The following is a 16133-nucleotide window of genomic DNA, read 5'->3' as shown; positions in this document are numbered from 1 at the left end:
CCTGAGATGGAACAGAAAAATATCAAGATCAACGACATCGATGTGGCCAACGACAAGCCGTTCGTGCTGTTTGGCGGCATGAACGTGCTGGAATCCCGCGACATGGCGATGGCGGTGTGCGAGAAGTACGTGGAAGTGACCAGCAAGCTTGGCATCCCGTTCGTGTTCAAGGCGAGCTGGGACAAGGCCAACCGCTCCTCCATCCACTCCTACCGGGGCCCGGGTCTGGAAGAGGGGATGAAGATCTTCCAGGAGCTCAAGGCGACCTTCGGCATGCCGGTCATCTCGGATCTGCATGAGGTGCATCAGGCCAAGCCGGTCGCCGAGGTGGTGGACGTGATCCAGCTGCCCGCCTTCCTGGCGCGCCAGACCGATCTGGTGGAGGCCATGGCCCGCACCGGCAACGTCATCAACATCAAGAAGCCGCAGTTCCTGAGCCCGAGCCAGATGAAGAACATCACCGACAAGTTCGAGGAGTGCGGCAACGATCGCCTGATCCTGTGCGAACGCGGCGCCAACTTCGGTTATGACAACCTGGTGGTGGACATGCTGGGCCTGGGCGTGATGAAGAAGAGCACCGGCGGCTATCCGGTGATCTTCGACGTGACCCACTCCCTGCAGTGCCGCGATCCGCTGGGGGCCGCCTCCGGTGGCCGCCGCGAGCAGGTGGCCGAGCTGGCCCGCGCCGGCATGGCGGTTGGCCTGGCCGGCCTGTTTATCGAATCTCATCCCGATCCGAAAGTGGCCCGCTGCGATGGCCCGAGCGCCCTGCCGCTGGACAAGCTGGAAGGTTTCTTGAAGCAGATGAAGGCGATCGACGACCTCATCAAGGGCTTCGAGCCCCTCGATACCTCCATCTGATCCACGGCTCAGCTTCCGTGATGAAAAATGCCCCGCCATGCGGGGCATTTTTATATCCAGAATGTTTTCATTAAGGTCCAAAATAAATCACCGACCAAATATACCATGGTTGCTGTGGTGTTAATGATGTTAAATATGTTGTGTGATTAATGTCTCTTAATTGCTTTTTATAACGTGTGAAAGTGGCGCCGTTACGATGACGAAATAGCATGAGGCTGGCGAGAGATCGGTGATTTCTCGTGACGGATTTCTGCATGCTTATTTCTGCGATGTCGGTGTCAATTAATTAACAGGACGTTAATCATGCACAAGAAAATATTCAGCAGCCTTTATTTTCAGGTGTTGCTCGCGATCACCCTGGGGGTGTGTCTGGGGCATATCTATCCCGATCTCGGCGCGGATATGAAGCCACTGGGCGATGGCTTCGTGAAATTAATCAAGATGATCATTGCCCCCGTGATCTTCTGTACCGTGGTGACCGGCATCGCCGGCATGGAGAGCATGAAGGCGGTGGGGAAAACCGGTGCCATCGCGCTGCTCTACTTTGAAGTGGTGAGCACCATCGCCCTGGTCATCGGCCTGTGTGTGGTCAACCTGCTGCAGCCCGGGGTCGGCATGAACGTGGATCCCGCCACGCTGGATGCCAGCTCCATCTCGGCCTATGCCGAGCAAGCCAAGTCGCAGGGCATCATCGCCTTCCTGCTGGACGTGATCCCGGGCAGCGTGATCGGCGCCTTTGCCAGCGGCAATATTCTTCAGGTATTGCTGTTTGCGGTGTTGTTCGGCTTTGCCCTGCACCATATCGGCGAGAAGGGAAAATTAATCTTCAATGTCATCGACAGCTTCTCCCAGGTTATTTTCGGCATCATCAACATGATCATGAAATTGGCACCGGTTGGGGCCTTTGGTGCCATGGCGTTTACCATAGGGAAATACGGTATCGGCTCACTGGTCCAGCTCGGCCAGTTAATTGCCTGCTTCTATGTGACCTGCCTGCTGTTTATCTTCATGGTGCTGGGCAGTATTGCCAGGGCCAATGGTTTCAGCATCCTGCGCTTTATTGCCTATATCAAGGAAGAGCTGCTGATCGTGCTGGGGACCTCCTCTTCCGAATCCGTATTGCCCCGCATGCTGGTCAAGATGGAGGCGCTCGGCTGCAAGAAGTCGGTGGTGGGTCTGGTGATCCCGACCGGCTACTCCTTCAACCTGGACGGTACCTCCATCTATCTGACCATGGCGGCCATCTTCATCGCCCAGGCGACCAACACGCCGCTGGACCTGTTCCAGCAGATCACCCTGCTGGTGGTGCTGCTCATCTCCTCTAAGGGGGCGGCCGGGGTCACCGGTAGTGGCTTCATCGTGCTGGCGGCCACCATCTCGGCGGTGGGGCACCTGCCGCTCGCCGGGTTGGCGCTGATCCTGGGAATAGATCGCTTCATGTCGGAGGCGCGCGCCCTGACCAACCTCATCGGCAACGGCGTCGCCACCCTGGTGGTGGCCCGTTACTGCGATCAACTCGATGAGCAGCAGATGCACGAGGTGCTCGCCAATGGGCCTGCCGTGAAGGTCGAGCAGCATTGATGGGGCTGGGGGAGCGGGGCGGCCATCGCCAAGCCGTCAAGACTTGCCTTTGACCCCTCTGCCATCGAGCCTGGGTCTGCTAGGAATAGTCATGCATAAAAAAACGGCCCGAGAGGGCCGTTTTTCGTGGAAGCTGTTATCGCCGGGCGAATTACAGGCTCTTGGTGAAGGTGCGGGTGATCACGTCACGCTGCTGTTCCGGGGTCAGGGCGTTGAAACGCACGGCGTAACCGGAGACACGGATGGTGAGCTGCGGATACTTCTCCGGATTGGCGATGGCCTCTTCCAGAGTCTCACGGCTCAGCACGTTGACGTTCAGGTGTTGGCCACCCTCGACCATCGGCTCGGTCTGTACCGGCAGCTCGCGATATTCGAATTGGCCCAGGTCGGACAGTGCGACTTCCTGATCGGCGGCGAAGCTGTCGCCCTTGGCGCAGATGCAACGAGCCTGTTGCTTCTCTTCGTCCAGCAGCCAGAAAGAGTTCAGCAGTGCGGCGTTGGCGGACTGGGTGATTTGGATGCCCTTGATCATGGTATGACTCCTCATAGGAAAGCGGATTCAACGGTAAGAACATTACCCTGATGTTTTTAAACCACCTTGATGACAGGATGATTTAATGGGCCTTGCCTTACACCTTTACTTCGTTGGGGTCATATATACCACGATGGTAATAATACGAAAATTGATCCAAATCAAAAAATATGCAGATAGCGCCGGATATATAGGGTTAAATCATTGAGCTTAATCAAAATTGAATCATTTTCATGATTTATTAAGATGCATCAATTATGCATTTTTTATTTATCAAATCTAGTAATTTAACTACATCTTATGGTGTCACCGACCGCTAAAACCGGGGTAGGTTCGTCGCAGTTGGGCCACTTCTCCTGTTAGTGCAATCAGGGGGCAACAGCAACATAAGCAGAAGGGGGAGTACCGGCGGTGGTGTGCACGAAGCGCGGATAGCGCTCCATAGCGACGGGGAGGGCTGCGTCACTGGCCGCCGCAGCCAACGGCTCGGCTTGAGGGGACGTCTGTGGTGCGCGCGAGGCCTAGATAGCATAGAGAGGATCCGTTCGCGCCAAGGCGCCTCAACCCAGAGCAGGGAGGGTTCCCGACCGTCCCCGACCCGCCGGCAGGCCGAGTCGCGGTTGCGTCTTGTGGCCTTGGCCCCTATCCTGAGCCCCTTGCCGCATTCATTGAGGAGACCGGGGTGCTGACCTGGAAAGATGTGATTGGTTCTGAGAAAGAGCAGGACTATTTCAAGACGACGCTGGCGACCGTCAGGAGCGAGCGGGAGGCGGGTAAGGTGATCTATCCCCCCGCCACCGAAGTGTTCAATGCCTTCAAGCTGACCGAGCTGGACGAGGTCAAGGTGGTGATCCTGGGACAAGATCCCTATCACGGGCCGGATCAGGCCCATGGCCTCTGCTTCTCCGTGCTGCCCGGGGTGCGCACGCCCCCCTCGCTGGTCAACATCTACAAGGAGATGCAGCGGGATCTGCCGGGCTTCGTCACCCCCAGCCACGGTTTCCTGGAGTCCTGGGCCAGCCAGGGGGTGCTGCTGCTCAACACCGTGCTGACGGTGCAGGCGGGCATGGCCCACTCCCACGCCCACCTGGGCTGGGAGACCTTCACCGATAGGGTCATCGAGCAGGTCAACGCCAGCCGCCAGGGCGTGGTCTTCCTGCTGTGGGGGGCCCACGCCCAGAAGAAGGGCCGCATCATAGATCGCACGCGCCACCATGTGCTGAGCGCGCCCCATCCCAGCCCGCTCTCCGCCCATCGCGGCTTCATCGGCTGCGGTCACTTCTCCGAAACCAACCGCCTGCTGACCCAGCAGGGCATGAGCCCCATCGACTGGCTCTCGGTCTGCGAATAACCGAAAATTTCCCACGAGACTGTCCCTGTTTGCACGCCAACATCGGTGTGCAAACAGGGATGCCGTGGGCGTAAATTGGCGATGGATGTGGTCAAAGCACTAGGGTGTACGAGAAGGGATTGTCTGCGTCAGATTTGATTGAGTGCAAAGTTGGCGCAATAAATGACCGTATACTCGAAGCAGGATCTATTCATTTCAGTGCCAAGGAGTGCCCATGTTATCCAGTCTGCATAAGGACCACCTCAACATCGCCAAGCTGCTGCAACTGCTGAAATACAAGCTTGCCGCGATACGCAGCGAACAGCAGATCAGCTACTTCCTGATCCGGGACGTGGTGGATTATTTGCGGGAGGTGTCCGACACCTATCACCATCCCAAGGAGGACCTGATCTATGACTACTACCTGAAATACCGGGTAGTGGAAGGGGAGGTGGCGAACCGGTTGCAGGAGGAGCACGCTCGCCTGCTGGAGGCCGGTACCGAGCTCAAGGAGATGGTGGAGATGATCCTGATGGATGCCGTCATCCCGCTGGATCAGTTCACGACCCGGCTGGAGCAGTTCATCGACCAGCAGGAGGCGCACATGCACTACGAGGAGGGGGTGATCTTCCCCCATCTGCGCGATTCCCTGACCGAAGATGACTGGCGTCAGCTCGAGCAGGTCTGGCAGAACCGGGCCATCAATGATCCCCTGTTCGGGGCCGAGGTGAGCCAGCACTTCCAGGCGCTGTCCAAACAGCTGTCCTTGCCGCTCTCGCCCTGATCGTCAGGGGCCAAAAACAACGCCCCGGCTTGGCCGGGGCGTTGTTTTTACAGTTCCAGCTCGTCCGAGCCTTGGTCGGCGATGCCGGTGGGATACAACATCTTCTGCATTTCAACGCCTCGTTCTTAGCCCGAGACGCTGTTTTTTACAGCTCCAGCTCTTCCGAGCCTTCGTAGGCGATATCGATGGATTGCAGCTCCTTCTGCAGGCGGTGCTTGTCTTTCAACGCCTCGATCTCACGCCATTTACGTTTCTTTCCCGTTGTCCCGCGGCTACGCGAACCCAGTTCAACTACCTCGTCAAAATCGAAGCTGAACATTTCCATGGCGCCCTCCTTGATTTTATCGTTTTCACCACCCGTATAACATAACGCCATTAAAAATAAAACGTTTTCGTGACGTTCTTGTGACAATCGGAGGGCGCGCATAAAAAAACCGGACCCCCTCGCGGGAGCCCGGTTTTTATCGGGGTGAACCCCCTATCAGAGGCGACCGGCCAGCATGGTTTCCAGCTTGCCCTGGTCGACGGCGAACATGCGGATGCCTTCGGCCAGCTTCTCGACGGCCATGGCGTCCTGGTTCAGCTCCCAGCGGAATTCGGCTTCGCTCAGCGGAGCCGGTTTAGCCTTGCGCTCGCCGGTGTAGTTCAGCTTGCGCACCACGGCGCCTTCGCTCTTGCTCAGCTCTTCCAGCAGGGCAGGACCAATGGTCAGGCGGTCACAGCCGGCCAGTTCCAGGATCTCACCGGTGTTGCGGAAGCTGGCACCCATGACCACGGTCTGGTAGTCGTGCTGCTTGTAGTAGTCGTAGATGGCGGTGACGGAGACCACGCCTGGATCTTCGCTCGCGCTGTAGTCACGGTTGTGCTTGGCCTTGTACCAGTCGAGGATGCGGCCCACGAACGGGGAGATCAGGAAGGCGCCGGCCTCGGCACAGGCGCGGGCCTGGGCGAAGGAGAACAGCAGGGTCAGGTTGCATTGGATGCCTTCCTTCTCCAGCACCTCGGCGGCACGGATCCCTTCCCAGGTGGAGGCCAGCTTGATCAGGATGCGATCGTTGGTGATGCCGGCTTCGTTGTAGAGACGGATCAGCTTGCGCGCTTTGGCGATGCTGGCGTCGGTATCGAAGGAGAGACGGGCATCCACTTCGGTGGAGATGCGGCCCGGGACGATGTTCAGCACTTCCAGACCGATGTTGACCGCCAGCTTGTCGCCCGCGTCGATGATTTGCTGTGCCTTGTCCTGGCTCTGGGCCTTGGCCCAGTGGATGGCGTCTTCGATCAGTGCCGCGTATTCGGGGATCTCGGATGCCTTCAACACCAGGGAGGGGTTGGTGGTGGCATCGATGGGCTGGTAGCGCTTGATGGCTGCGATATCGCCGGTATCGGCAACAACAGTGGTCAGGGCTTTCAGCTGGGTTAATTTATCGGCCATAGCAAATATCATCTCTATATGAGGGAGCAATCCCAGGGGTTGCGGGCGTGAGACGACTGTTCTGAAATAAAATTACAAAACCCCGGCGACTCAGGCTCAGAAAAGCACGATGGGGGCGACCCATCGCCATTGCCTGCCTAATTAATACGGATGTGGCGCATCCTGCAATAGGGGGGCTTGTATGCGAATCGTCCAGGCGCCGGCAATGGTGGGGAAGGGTAGGCAAAAGTGTTTGATAAAAAACAACTTTTATTGATTCCCCTGGACGTGGCCCGGGGCCGAATAAAAGCAACTTTTTTAGTTGATTATCCATTCTGTGAATAGGGTCACATAAATAGTGTTATCAGCCACTTGAAATTTAATTACGTGTAAAACGTTTGGCGCCGCCACGGCCTCAGGCGCGGGATCCAGGGGCAAACGCTTGCCTCTCTCTCGTCTGGGTTTAATCCTCATTTGCTGCCATGGCATCCCGTGGGTGATTGGTTCTCTTTTGAGGCTAATTTGTCGCGCGATTGATATGGCGCTAAAAATTGTTGAATATTTGCGTGATAAATGAAGCATTTTTGCATCTAAGCGCTCGTTTTTTGCTTTGTCAGTGAGCTGAATCACTATTCTGAACTCCCTCCCTATGCTAGATTCCGCCCCTTTAGCGCAGCGCTAATTCGGAAACTGACAGAGAGCGGCCAGCGCAGACTGGCCATGGATGTGATAACAACGAGAGAATTATGGACACCTTGATCGCAATGATTAACGACCTGATGTGGGGAGCTGTGCTCATCTACCTGCTGATTGGGGTCGGTATCTTTTTCACCTTCCGCCTGGGGTTTATCCAGGTCCGTCACTTCGGCCACATGTTCTCGGTACTGCGCAATAGCCGCAAATCCGACAAGGCCGGCATCTCCTCCTTCCAGGCACTCTGTACCAGCCTTGCCGCCCGCGTGGGTACCGGCAACCTGGCCGGTGTGGCCGTCGCCATCTATCTGGGTGGCCCGGGCGCCATCTTCTGGATGTGGCTGATCGCCTTCATCGGCATGGCCACCGCCTTCGTGGAAAGCACTCTGGCCCAGCTCTACAAGGTCAAGGACGAGGACGGCAACTACCGTGGCGGCCCGGCCTATTACATGGAGCGCGGCCTCGGCATGCGCTGGATGGGGGTGGTGTTCTCCCTCTGTCTGCTGCTGGCATTCGGTCTGGTGTTCAACGCGGTGCAGGCCAACTCCATCAGCCTGGCCATGAACGTGGCGTTCGGTATCCCTGACTGGGCCACCGGTCTGGCGCTGGTGATGCTGTCCGGCCTCATCATCTTCGGCGGCATCCGTGGCATCGCCCGTTTCGCCGAGCTGGTGGTGCCCTTCATGGCGCTGGCCTACATCCTGATGGCGCTGTTCGTGGTGGCGATGAACATCAGCGAATTGCCAGGGGTGTTTGTGCTGATCATTAAGTCTGCCTTCGGTATCGAGCAGGCAGGATCTGGCGCCATGGGTTATGCCATCTCCCAGGCGATGATCAACGGCATCAAGCGCGGTCTCTTCTCCAACGAGGCGGGCATGGGCTCTGCCCCCAACGCCGCCGCGACCGCGACCCCCTATCCGCCGCACCCGGCCTCGCAAGGCTATGTGCAGATGCTGGGGGTGTTCCTGGACACCATCGTCATCTGTACCTGTACCGCCGCCATCATACTGATGTCCGGTCAGTTTGAGCCGGGCTCAGGGGTGACCGGGGTCGAGCTGACCCAGCGGGCGCTCTCCTCCCAGATCGGTGGCGGTGGCAACATCTTCATCGCGGCGGCGATCTTCTTCTTCGCCTTCACCTCCATAGTCGCGAACTACTCCTACGCCGAGACCAACCTGGTGTTCCTCGAGCACAACCACAAGGGCGGCCTGATGCTGTTCCGGATGTTCGTGCTGGGCATGGTGATGTTCGGCTCGGTGGGCGAGCTGCCGACCGTGTGGGCCCTGGCGGATGTCTCCATGGGGATGATGGCCATCGTCAACCTGGTGGCCATACTGCTGCTCTCCGGCGTCGCCATCAAGCTGGCCAAGGATTACAACGATCAGCTCAAGCTGGGTCGCGTCCCCACCTTCGATGCCAACAAGTACCCGGAGATCCGCAGCCAACTGGAAGCGGGGATCTGGGACAACCCGCCCAAGAGCAAGCAGGCCTGAGTCCTGGGTTGATCCGGTTGGGTAATGAAAGAGGGGAGCCATGGGCTCCCCTCTTCATATGGCTTCATGGGCCCTGCCCGGAGCGTGGGAAGCGGTGAGCCTGGGTCTGCCTGGTGTCGGCCGAGGAGGCGGGCGGCCTCCATTCGGTATCGGCACCGCCACTTCACGCGACTTCACATCCAACACACCTTGGTTGGCTATTCTGGTCACACCGCTCGTCGCGCGTGCGGCGATCCCGACAGATGAAAGGATAAAATAACCATGCAACAACACTTGCGGATGACATTGCTGACGGCGAGCACGCTGCTGTGGGCCGGCCAGACGCTGGCTGCCACGGCATCAAACCCGACCCAGGCCGACCCCCTGCGTCAGATGGTCGATACCACCATCCAACCCCTGCTGAAGGAGTACCGGATCCCGGGCATGGCGGTGGCCCTGCTCAAGGATGGCAAGGCCCACTACTTCAACTACGGTCTGGCCAATAGGGCGACAGGAGACAGGGTCAGCGAGCAGACCCTGTTCGAGATTGGCTCGGTCAGCAAGACCTTGACGGCCACGCTTGGGGCTTATGCCGTGGTAAAGGGGGGCTTCCAGCTGAATGACAAGGTGAGCCAGCACGCCCCCTGGCTCAAGGGCTCTGCCTTCGACGGCATCACCATGGCCGAGCTGGCCACCTACAGCGCGGGCGGCCTGCCGCTGCAGTTCCCCGATGAGGTGGATTCGGCCGACAAGATGCAGGCTTACTACCGCCACTGGTCGCCCGCTTACCCGGCGGGGACCCATCGTCAGTACTCCAACCCCAGCATAGGGCTGTTCGGCCATCTCGCGGCGAGCAGCCTGGGGCAGCCCTTCGAGCAGCTGATGACGGGGACCTTGCTGCCCGGGCTCGGCCTGCACCACAGCTATCTCAGGGTGCCCGACACCGCCATGGCGGACTATGCCTATGGCTACGCCAAGGAAGACAAGCCCATCAGGGTCAATCCCGGGGTGCTGGCGGACGAGGCCTATGGCATCAAGACCAGCTCGGCGGATCTGCTGAAGTTTGTCGGCGCCAACCTGGCATTCGATGGTGATGAGGCGCTGCAAAAGGCGATAGCCATGACCCACACCGGCTTCTATGCGGTGGGCGAGATGACTCAGGGGCTGGGGTGGGAGAGCTATGCCTATCCCGTCACCGGGCAGGCGCTGTTGACGGGCAACTCACCGGCGATCAGCCTCGAGACCAATCCGGTCACGAGGTTTGCGACGCCAAGGGTGATGGGCGAACAGCGGCTCTATAACAAGACCGGCTCGACCAATGGCTTCGGTGCCTATGTGGCCTTCGTGCCCGCCAGGGGGATCGGCATCGTCATGCTGGCCAATCGCAACTACCCCAATGCGGCGCGGGTCGAGGCGGCCTATACCATCTTGCAGCAGCTGGATCTGTAATAAAAAAAGCGCCGGGGATGGGCCCCGGCGCTTTTGATTCCTATCCGACAGAGAGGGGGGCAGCACCCCTCAGTACTGCTCTTCCATCCAGGCTTCGACGATCAGCTGGGCGGAGACGCCATCCACGCTGCCCTTGTCGAGCGCCTTGTAGCCGCCGCGCTCGAACAGCCGGGCACGGGCGTCTGTGGTGGTGAGTCGCTCGTCCTTGAACTCCACCGGCTTGCCGAAGCGGCCATGCAGGCGGTTGCCGAACTTGCGGGCCCGCACCGTGATCTCCTGATCGGTGCCGTCCATGTTCAACGGCAGGCCGACGACCAGCAGGTCCGGTTGCCACTCCTTGATCACTTTCTCGATCTCGTCCCAGTTGGGAATACCGTCGTTGGCCTTGAGGGAACGAAGGGGTTGGGCCGTGCCCGTGAGCTCCTGGCCGATGGCGACGCCGATACTCTTGGTGCCGTAGTCAAAGCCCATGATGCTGCGTGATGACATGGAGTTCCTCAATACTGGGTAAATGAAAAGGGGCCTCTGGGGCCCGCTTGGCAAGAAATTAGCTATGCCCCACCTGACTGGACAGATGCAGGGGATTGACTCCAATGCTGGCGGCGGCCTGCTGCCAGCGTTGGTGAATGGGGGTGTCGAACACCAGCTTGGGGTTGGGGGGGATCACCAGCCAGGAGCCGTCCACCAGCTCCTGCTCGAGCTGTCCCGCACTCCAGCCGGCGTAGCCGAGGGCGACCAGCCAGTGATCCGGGGCCTGCTCGGTGCCGAGGGTCTCGAGGATGTCCTTGGAGGTGGTGACCATCATCTCGTCGCTCACCTGCAGGGTGGAGCTGAAGCCCGGCCGGAAGCTGTGAAGCACGAAGCCACGATCCGCATGGACCGGACCGCCTTGCAGCACGGGCTGCTTCATCTCCGGGCTGGCGGGTGGGGTCAGCTTGAGCTTGGTCAGCATGGTATCCAGCGCCATGTCGACCGGAATGTTGACCACCAGCCCCATGGCCCCCTCGCTGCTGTGCTCGCACAGATAGACCAGGGAGCGTTCGAAGTAGGCGTCAGAGAGGCTCGGCATGGCGAGCAGAAAATGGTTTTGCAGTGTTTGCATAGTGGCCAAATAGTGCAAAGGTGTTTGGGATGATTATGGCAGTTGGGGGCGTCCGGCAAAACCGCTTTTTCGCGCCAGGGGCGTGAAGTTGGGCGCCGGCGCGCAAAAGATTGAACAGGGGCCGCGAGGGCCCCTGGGTGGCATCACTTGGCCAGACGGCGTTCGATGGCGTCCATCAGCATGCCGGTGATGGAGACGTCGAAGGCGGCCTCGATCTCGCGGATGCAGGTCGGGCTGGTGACGTTAATCTCGGTCAGTCGATCGCCGATGATGTCGAGCCCGACGAAGATTAGGCCCTTGGCCTTGAGGGTGGGGCCGACCGCACGGGCGATGGCCCAGTCCGCCTCGCTCAAGGGGCGCGCCTCACCGCGGCCACCGGCCGCCAGGTTGCCACGGGTCTCGCCCTGGGCCGGGATGCGGGCCAGGCAGTAAGGCACCGGCTCGCCGTCCACCACCAGCACCCGCTTGTCACCCTGCTTGATGGCGGGCAGATAGGTCTGCGCCATGCAGTACTGACTCCCATGTTCTGTAAGAGTCTCAATGATCACCCCGACGTTGGCGTCGTCTTCCTTCATGCGGAAGATGGAGGCGCCACCCATGCCGTCAAGGGGCTTGAGGATCACGTCCTTGTGCTCGGCGTGGAAGGCGCGCAGCTTGTCGGCCCGACGGGTGACGAGGGTGGTCGGGGTGTGCTCGGCAAACCAGGCGGTGTAGAGCTTCTCGTTGGCGTCGCGCAGGCTCTGGGGCTTGTTGACGATGAGGGTGCCCTCATCCTCGGCCCGCTCCAGCATGTAGGTGGCATAGATGAATTCGGTGTCAAAGGGCGGATCCTTGCGCATCAGGATCACGTCCAGGCTGGAGAGGGGTTGATCGACCACCTCGCCCAGCTCGTACCACTTGGCCGGGTTCTGCTCCACCGTGAGGGGACGCATGGTGCCAAAGGCGCGGCCCGCCTCCATGTAGAGATCTGCCATCTCCAGATAGAACAGCTCGTAGCCACGGCGCTGGGCTTCCAGCAGCATGGCGAAACTGGAGTCTTTCTTGATATTGATGGCCGAGATGGGGTCCATCACTATGCCGAGTTTAATGGTCATCCGAATATCCTTCTGGTAGCTCGATTGCGTTTGAGATTGTCAGAACCCGTTTCAGGCCAGATCGCCAAACCGGCACTGCAGCGCGGTAATGGCGGTCAGGGCGGCGGTTTCGGTGCGCAGCACCCGCGGCCCCAGCAGCATCTCTTTGAAATCTTCCTGCACAGTACGGGCGATCTCGTCGCTGGACAAGCCGCCTTCCGGGCCTATCAGCAGGCGCACGCCATGCTCGGGCACCGGCAGGGTGCTGATGCTGTAGGAGGCGCGCGGGTGCAGGTTGAGCTTGAGCTCCCGGGTCTCTTCCGCCAGCCAGGCATCCAGCTCCATCGGCATACGCACCTCTGGCACCACATTGCGGCCGCACTGCTCGCAGGCGCTGATCACCACCTTCTGCCACTGTTCACGCTTCTTCTCCAGCCGATCGGCGGGCAGCTTGACGCCACAGCGTTCGGAAAACAGCGGGGTGATGCAAGTGACGCCGAGCTCCACGGATTTTTGGATGGTGAAGTCCATCTTGTCGCCCCGGCTGATCACCTGGCCCAGATGGATGGCGAAGGGGGACTCCACCGATTGCGCCTCGCAGCCATCGATGCTGACCTCCACCGACTTCTTGCCGACCTGGGCTATGGTGGCGGCGTATTGATTGCCGTCGCCGTTGAACAGCTCGAGCGGCTGGCCCGGCTGCATGCGCAGCACCCGGCCGATATGGTTGGCACCGTCTTCCGACAGGGCGAGGGTCTGGCCTACCTGCAGGACGGCCGGTTCATAGATACGTGGAATGCGCATGGCTGATCACAGTCTCTTGGCTTGCTCAAGGAGAGGGAGGTTTTCCCTCTCTCCGGTAGATTGGGTTACTGGCACTGCTTTTCAATGAAGGGGTTGGTATTGCCCTGCAGCTTGCCGATGCGGCGGTTGCGCTCGCACTCCCAGCGATCCGCCGGGTACTGCCTGTCCCAGGCTTCGAACAGTTTACGCTGTTGCGCAGCCAGACGCAGCCCATACTGCTGGCCCATGTAGAGGTAGGCGCGGGCGATCTGACCCCGCACCGGCCCCTTGGGCGGTTGCACCTGGCGGGTCTTGAAATCCACCAGCATCTGGCATTTGCCGTACTGATCCGGCTTGCCGTTCCAGTCGGAGAAACGGTAGTTGGCGCGATCGCCGTTCACCTCGCCGATGGCGGGGAAGAGGTTGTGCATGTCCCCCTCCATCTGGTTGAACTCATCGCTCTTGCCGCAGTTCTTGCGCCCCCCCTCTTGCCAGCACTGCAGCTGGTGGCCGAACTCCCAGGCGGGTACCACGTGCTCCCACTCGATGCGGGCGGCGCGAGAGGCCTGCTTGCGCGGCAGGTAGCCGCAGCTCTCCCAGTCGGGTGCCATCTTCTTGCCGCTGAATTTGATGTTGCAGCCGCAGTAGAAGGTGGTGGGGTGGCTCTGGTAGAGGGTGTTCAGATCCTGCTTGGCGGCGCGAAAGGTCTGGGCCTGCAGTGGCGAGCTGAAAAACGGCAGACTGATGAGCAGGCCGAGGCTGAGAGAGAGCAGAGGGCGAAACATGAAGATCCTTGGCAATGAAACGGTTGGTTGAAGAAGTGCGCACCCTAACACAGGGGCGCGACACAGGCTGGCTCAGTCCGTCACCGGCTCCCTCAGGGGAACCAATGGCTGGCGACAGCGGCGGCAGTGATAGCGCGCCTCGCCGCGCAGCACCTTGTTGTGGCGGCGGACGGAGAGCCGATGCTGCTGGCAGTCGCAGGCGTAGGCATGGGTGTGCTGGCCCAGCACGGCGAGATCGAAGCTGTGGGTGGTTCTGGGTTCGAGGTTGAACACCTCCCGCATCACCGACTGCCACTGCCTGCCGTGGGGCAGCACTCGCGACTTGCCGCGGCCCTCGCCCCAGAGCGCATGAACCAGCAGATGGGCCACCTCGTGGGGCACCACCTCGGTCAGGAAGGCGGCTGTATTGGCCTGATAGAGCGCGGGATTGAAGCGCAGCTCCCAGGTCTGCAGCCGTGCCGAGCCCGCCGCCCGACCGCGCATGTTCAGATGGATGCGCGGGCGTGGGAAGCTGCGACCGAGGCGAGCCTCGGCCTGCACGAAGCAGGCTTCGACTCGCGCGCTGAGCTGGGCGTCCGGGTGGGGGAGGGAAGACATGGGCAGTCCTGTTGATGGCCGAACAAATGGCAGACAAGCAAGAGGGGAGCCAGGCTCCCCTCTTGTCACAAGGTGCTTATCACCGCGCTGTTGAGAACAGAGGTCTTACAGACCGGCGACGTCGCGCAGCAGGGCAGCCTTGTCGGTCTTCTCCCAGGGGAACTCGTCGCGACCGAAGTGGCCGTAGGCGGCGGTAGCCTGGTAGATGGGACGCTTGAGATCCAGCATCTCGATGAGGCCGTAGGGGCGCAGCTCAAAGTGCTCGCGTACCAGCTTGACCAGCAGCTCCTCGGCGACCTTGCCGGTGCCGAAGGTCTCGACGCTGATGGAGGTCGGCTCGGCCACGCCGATGGCGTAGGAGATCTGAATTTCACAGCGATCCGCCAGACCGGCGGCAACGATGTTCTTGGCCACGTAGCGGGCGGCGTAGGCGGCGGAGCGATCCACCTTGGACGGATCCTTGCCGGAGAAGGCGCCACCACCGTGACGGGCCATGCCGCCGTAGGTGTCGACGATGATCTTGCGACCGGTCAGACCGCAGTCACCCATGGGGCCGCCGATGACGAAACGGCCGGTCGGGTTGATGAAGTACTTGGTGTCCTTGGTGATCCACTCGGTCGGCAGCACCGGCTTGATGATCTCCTCACGCACCGCTTCCACCAGATCCTTGTGACTGATGGAGTCGCAATGCTGGGTGGAGAGCACCACGGCATCCACACTCAGGATCTTGCCTTCGTTGTCGTAGGCGAAGGTCAGCTGGCTCTTGGCATCCGGACGCAGCCACGGCAGGGTGCCGTTCTTGCGCACTTCGGCCTGGCGTTTTACCAGCAGGTGGGAGTAGGTGATGGGTGCCGGCATCAGCACCTCGGTCTCGTTGGTGGCGTAGCCGAACATCAGGCCCTGGTCACCGGCGCCCTGCTCGTACGGGTCGGTACGGTCGACGCCCTGGTTGATGTCCGGGGACTGCTTGCCGATGGCGTTCAGCACGGCGCAGGAGTCGGCATCGAAGCCCATGTCGGAGTGGGTGTAACCGATCTCGCGCACGGTGTCGCGCACGATCTGCTCGATGTCGACCCAGGCAGAGGTGGTCACTTCGCCGGCTACCATCACCATGCCGGTCTTGACCAGGGTCTCGCAGGCGACGCGAGCCTTGGTGTCTTGCACCAGGATGGCGTCCAGCACCGCATCGGAGATCTGGTCGGCGATTTTATCGGGATGGCCTTCGGAGACCGACTCGGAAGTAAACAGCTTTGCCATGATTGGTTCTCAATTCGTATGGGGTTATCGCCTTGGCCATAACCGGAAAATGACAGGATAACTGTAGAGGTATCTACATCTGGACGTCTATTTTAATTAGGCCAATGGGTGATTGCCAGCACTATTTTGGTTTGGACCCGCCCGGGCCAAGGCCGGCGGCTGAATCACCCCGTTTGGGGTAGGAGAGGGGGCTGAGTCAATCGTTTGCCGGGGCAAGAAAAGCGATTGTGCTCCCAAAGCCGCTTTATTCGCCCAGATAATATTTGCACCGCGCCCGCCCTGCTGGGACAATAACGCGCCTTAATCTTGGCCATCAAATGAAGCAATCGCAGGAGATACAGATGCCTTCTCGTAAAGAGCTTGCCAATGCCATTCGCGCATTGAGTATGGATGCCGTTCAAAAAGCCAACTCCGGTCACCCGG

At 60.0% G+C, this 16133-nt stretch carries 16 protein-coding genes and 1 pseudogene; 7 read left to right on the top strand and 10 right to left on the bottom strand.

The features are described from left to right. Positions 1 to 6: 6 nt before the first annotated feature. Complete coding sequence (gene kdsA, locus KW825_RS13405) at positions 7 to 861, top strand: 3-deoxy-8-phosphooctulonate synthase (RefSeq protein WP_042652662.1); 855 nt, start codon at positions 7 to 9, stop codon at positions 859 to 861. 303 nt (positions 862 to 1164) lie between these two features. Further along, on the top strand, positions 1165 to 2442 hold the full coding sequence (locus tag KW825_RS13400) for a dicarboxylate/amino acid:cation symporter (protein ID WP_218329491.1): 1278 nt from the start codon (positions 1165 to 1167) through the stop codon (positions 2440 to 2442). Between the two features lie 151 nt (positions 2443 to 2593). Here KW825_RS13400 and grcA read toward each other — a convergent pair whose 3' ends face one another. Continuing rightward, positions 2594 to 2974 carry an autonomous glycyl radical cofactor GrcA gene (gene grcA, locus KW825_RS13395; RefSeq protein ID WP_042652660.1) on the bottom strand — a complete coding sequence of 127 codons (381 nt, stop codon included), beginning with the start codon at positions 2972 to 2974 and terminating at the stop codon, positions 2594 to 2596. Positions 2975 to 3656: 682 nt separating this feature from the next. On the opposite strand from grcA, the gene ung reads away from it, so the two are divergent. Then, positions 3657 to 4325, top strand: a complete 669-nt coding sequence (gene ung / locus KW825_RS13390; RefSeq protein ID WP_218329490.1) for a uracil-DNA glycosylase — start codon at positions 3657 to 3659, stop codon at positions 4323 to 4325. Between the two features lie 214 nt (positions 4326 to 4539). Continuing rightward, positions 4540 to 5088, top strand: a complete 549-nt coding sequence (locus KW825_RS13385) for a hemerythrin domain-containing protein (protein WP_042652658.1) — start codon at positions 4540 to 4542, stop codon at positions 5086 to 5088. Positions 5089 to 5233: 145 nt separating this feature from the next. Here KW825_RS13385 and KW825_RS13380 read toward each other — a convergent pair whose 3' ends face one another. Both KW825_RS13380 and tal read right to left on the bottom strand, forming a co-directional pair. After that, positions 5234 to 5413 (bottom strand): DUF3545 family protein, encoded by a 180-nt coding sequence (locus KW825_RS13380; protein ID WP_042652657.1) that lies wholly within the window; start codon positions 5411 to 5413, stop codon positions 5234 to 5236. Between the two features lie 156 nt (positions 5414 to 5569). Next, positions 5570 to 6520 (bottom strand): transaldolase, encoded by a 951-nt coding sequence (gene tal / locus KW825_RS13375; protein ID WP_218329489.1) that lies wholly within the window; start codon positions 6518 to 6520, stop codon positions 5570 to 5572. Between the two features lie 725 nt (positions 6521 to 7245). Between tal and KW825_RS13370 the strand changes: the two genes are divergently transcribed. Both KW825_RS13370 and ampC read left to right on the top strand, forming a co-directional pair. Next, positions 7246 to 8685, top strand: a complete 1440-nt coding sequence (locus tag KW825_RS13370; protein WP_042652655.1) for a sodium:alanine symporter family protein — start codon at positions 7246 to 7248, stop codon at positions 8683 to 8685. Between the two features lie 261 nt (positions 8686 to 8946). After that, positions 8947 to 10113, top strand: coding sequence for an FOX/MOX family class C beta-lactamase (ampC, locus tag KW825_RS13365; RefSeq protein ID WP_218329488.1), 1167 nt, complete (start codon positions 8947 to 8949; stop codon positions 10111 to 10113). A gap of 69 nt (positions 10114 to 10182) precedes the next feature. Here ampC and ruvX read toward each other — a convergent pair whose 3' ends face one another. From ruvX to metK, 7 genes are all read right to left on the bottom strand, one after another. After that, a complete protein-coding gene (gene ruvX / locus KW825_RS13360) occupies positions 10183 to 10602 on the bottom strand; it encodes a Holliday junction resolvase RuvX (protein WP_218290640.1) in 420 nt (139 codons plus the stop codon). Between the two features lie 58 nt (positions 10603 to 10660). Continuing rightward, positions 10661 to 11215: a YqgE/AlgH family protein gene (locus KW825_RS13355; RefSeq protein WP_042652651.1), complete on the bottom strand. Its 555-nt coding sequence runs from the start codon at positions 11213 to 11215 to the stop codon at positions 10661 to 10663. 143 nt (positions 11216 to 11358) lie between these two features. Next, positions 11359 to 12309: a glutathione synthase gene (gshB, locus tag KW825_RS13350; protein WP_042652650.1), complete on the bottom strand. Its 951-nt coding sequence runs from the start codon at positions 12307 to 12309 to the stop codon at positions 11359 to 11361. A gap of 51 nt (positions 12310 to 12360) precedes the next feature. Beyond that, positions 12361 to 13092: a 16S rRNA (uracil(1498)-N(3))-methyltransferase gene (gene rsmE / locus KW825_RS13345; protein WP_218329487.1), complete on the bottom strand. Its 732-nt coding sequence runs from the start codon at positions 13090 to 13092 to the stop codon at positions 12361 to 12363. Positions 13093 to 13157: 65 nt separating this feature from the next. Next, the gene (locus tag KW825_RS13340; RefSeq protein WP_218290642.1) at positions 13158 to 13856 is read right to left on the bottom strand and encodes an endonuclease; all 699 of its coding nucleotides are present in this window, start codon (positions 13854 to 13856) and stop codon (positions 13158 to 13160) included. Between the two features lie 72 nt (positions 13857 to 13928). After that, a complete protein-coding gene (locus KW825_RS13335) occupies positions 13929 to 14453 on the bottom strand; it encodes a SprT family zinc-dependent metalloprotease (protein ID WP_218329486.1) in 525 nt (174 codons plus the stop codon). A 105-nt stretch (positions 14454 to 14558) separates the two neighbouring features. Then, positions 14559 to 15710 (bottom strand): methionine adenosyltransferase, encoded by a 1152-nt coding sequence (metK, locus tag KW825_RS13330; RefSeq protein WP_218329485.1) that lies wholly within the window; start codon positions 15708 to 15710, stop codon positions 14559 to 14561. A 341-nt stretch (positions 15711 to 16051) separates the two neighbouring features. On the opposite strand from metK, the pseudogene KW825_RS13325 reads away from it, so the two are divergent. Next, positions 16052 to 16133 (top strand): annotated as a pseudogene (locus tag KW825_RS13325) (ribulose phosphate epimerase); the annotation flags it as partial.

Source organism: Aeromonas sp. sif2433, from assembly GCF_019218705.1.
GTDB classification, from domain to species: domain Bacteria; phylum Pseudomonadota; class Gammaproteobacteria; order Enterobacterales; family Aeromonadaceae; genus Aeromonas; species Aeromonas encheleia.
The sequence above is the reverse complement of the archived record's forward strand: the minus strand, read 5'-3'. Positions and strand labels throughout refer to the sequence as shown.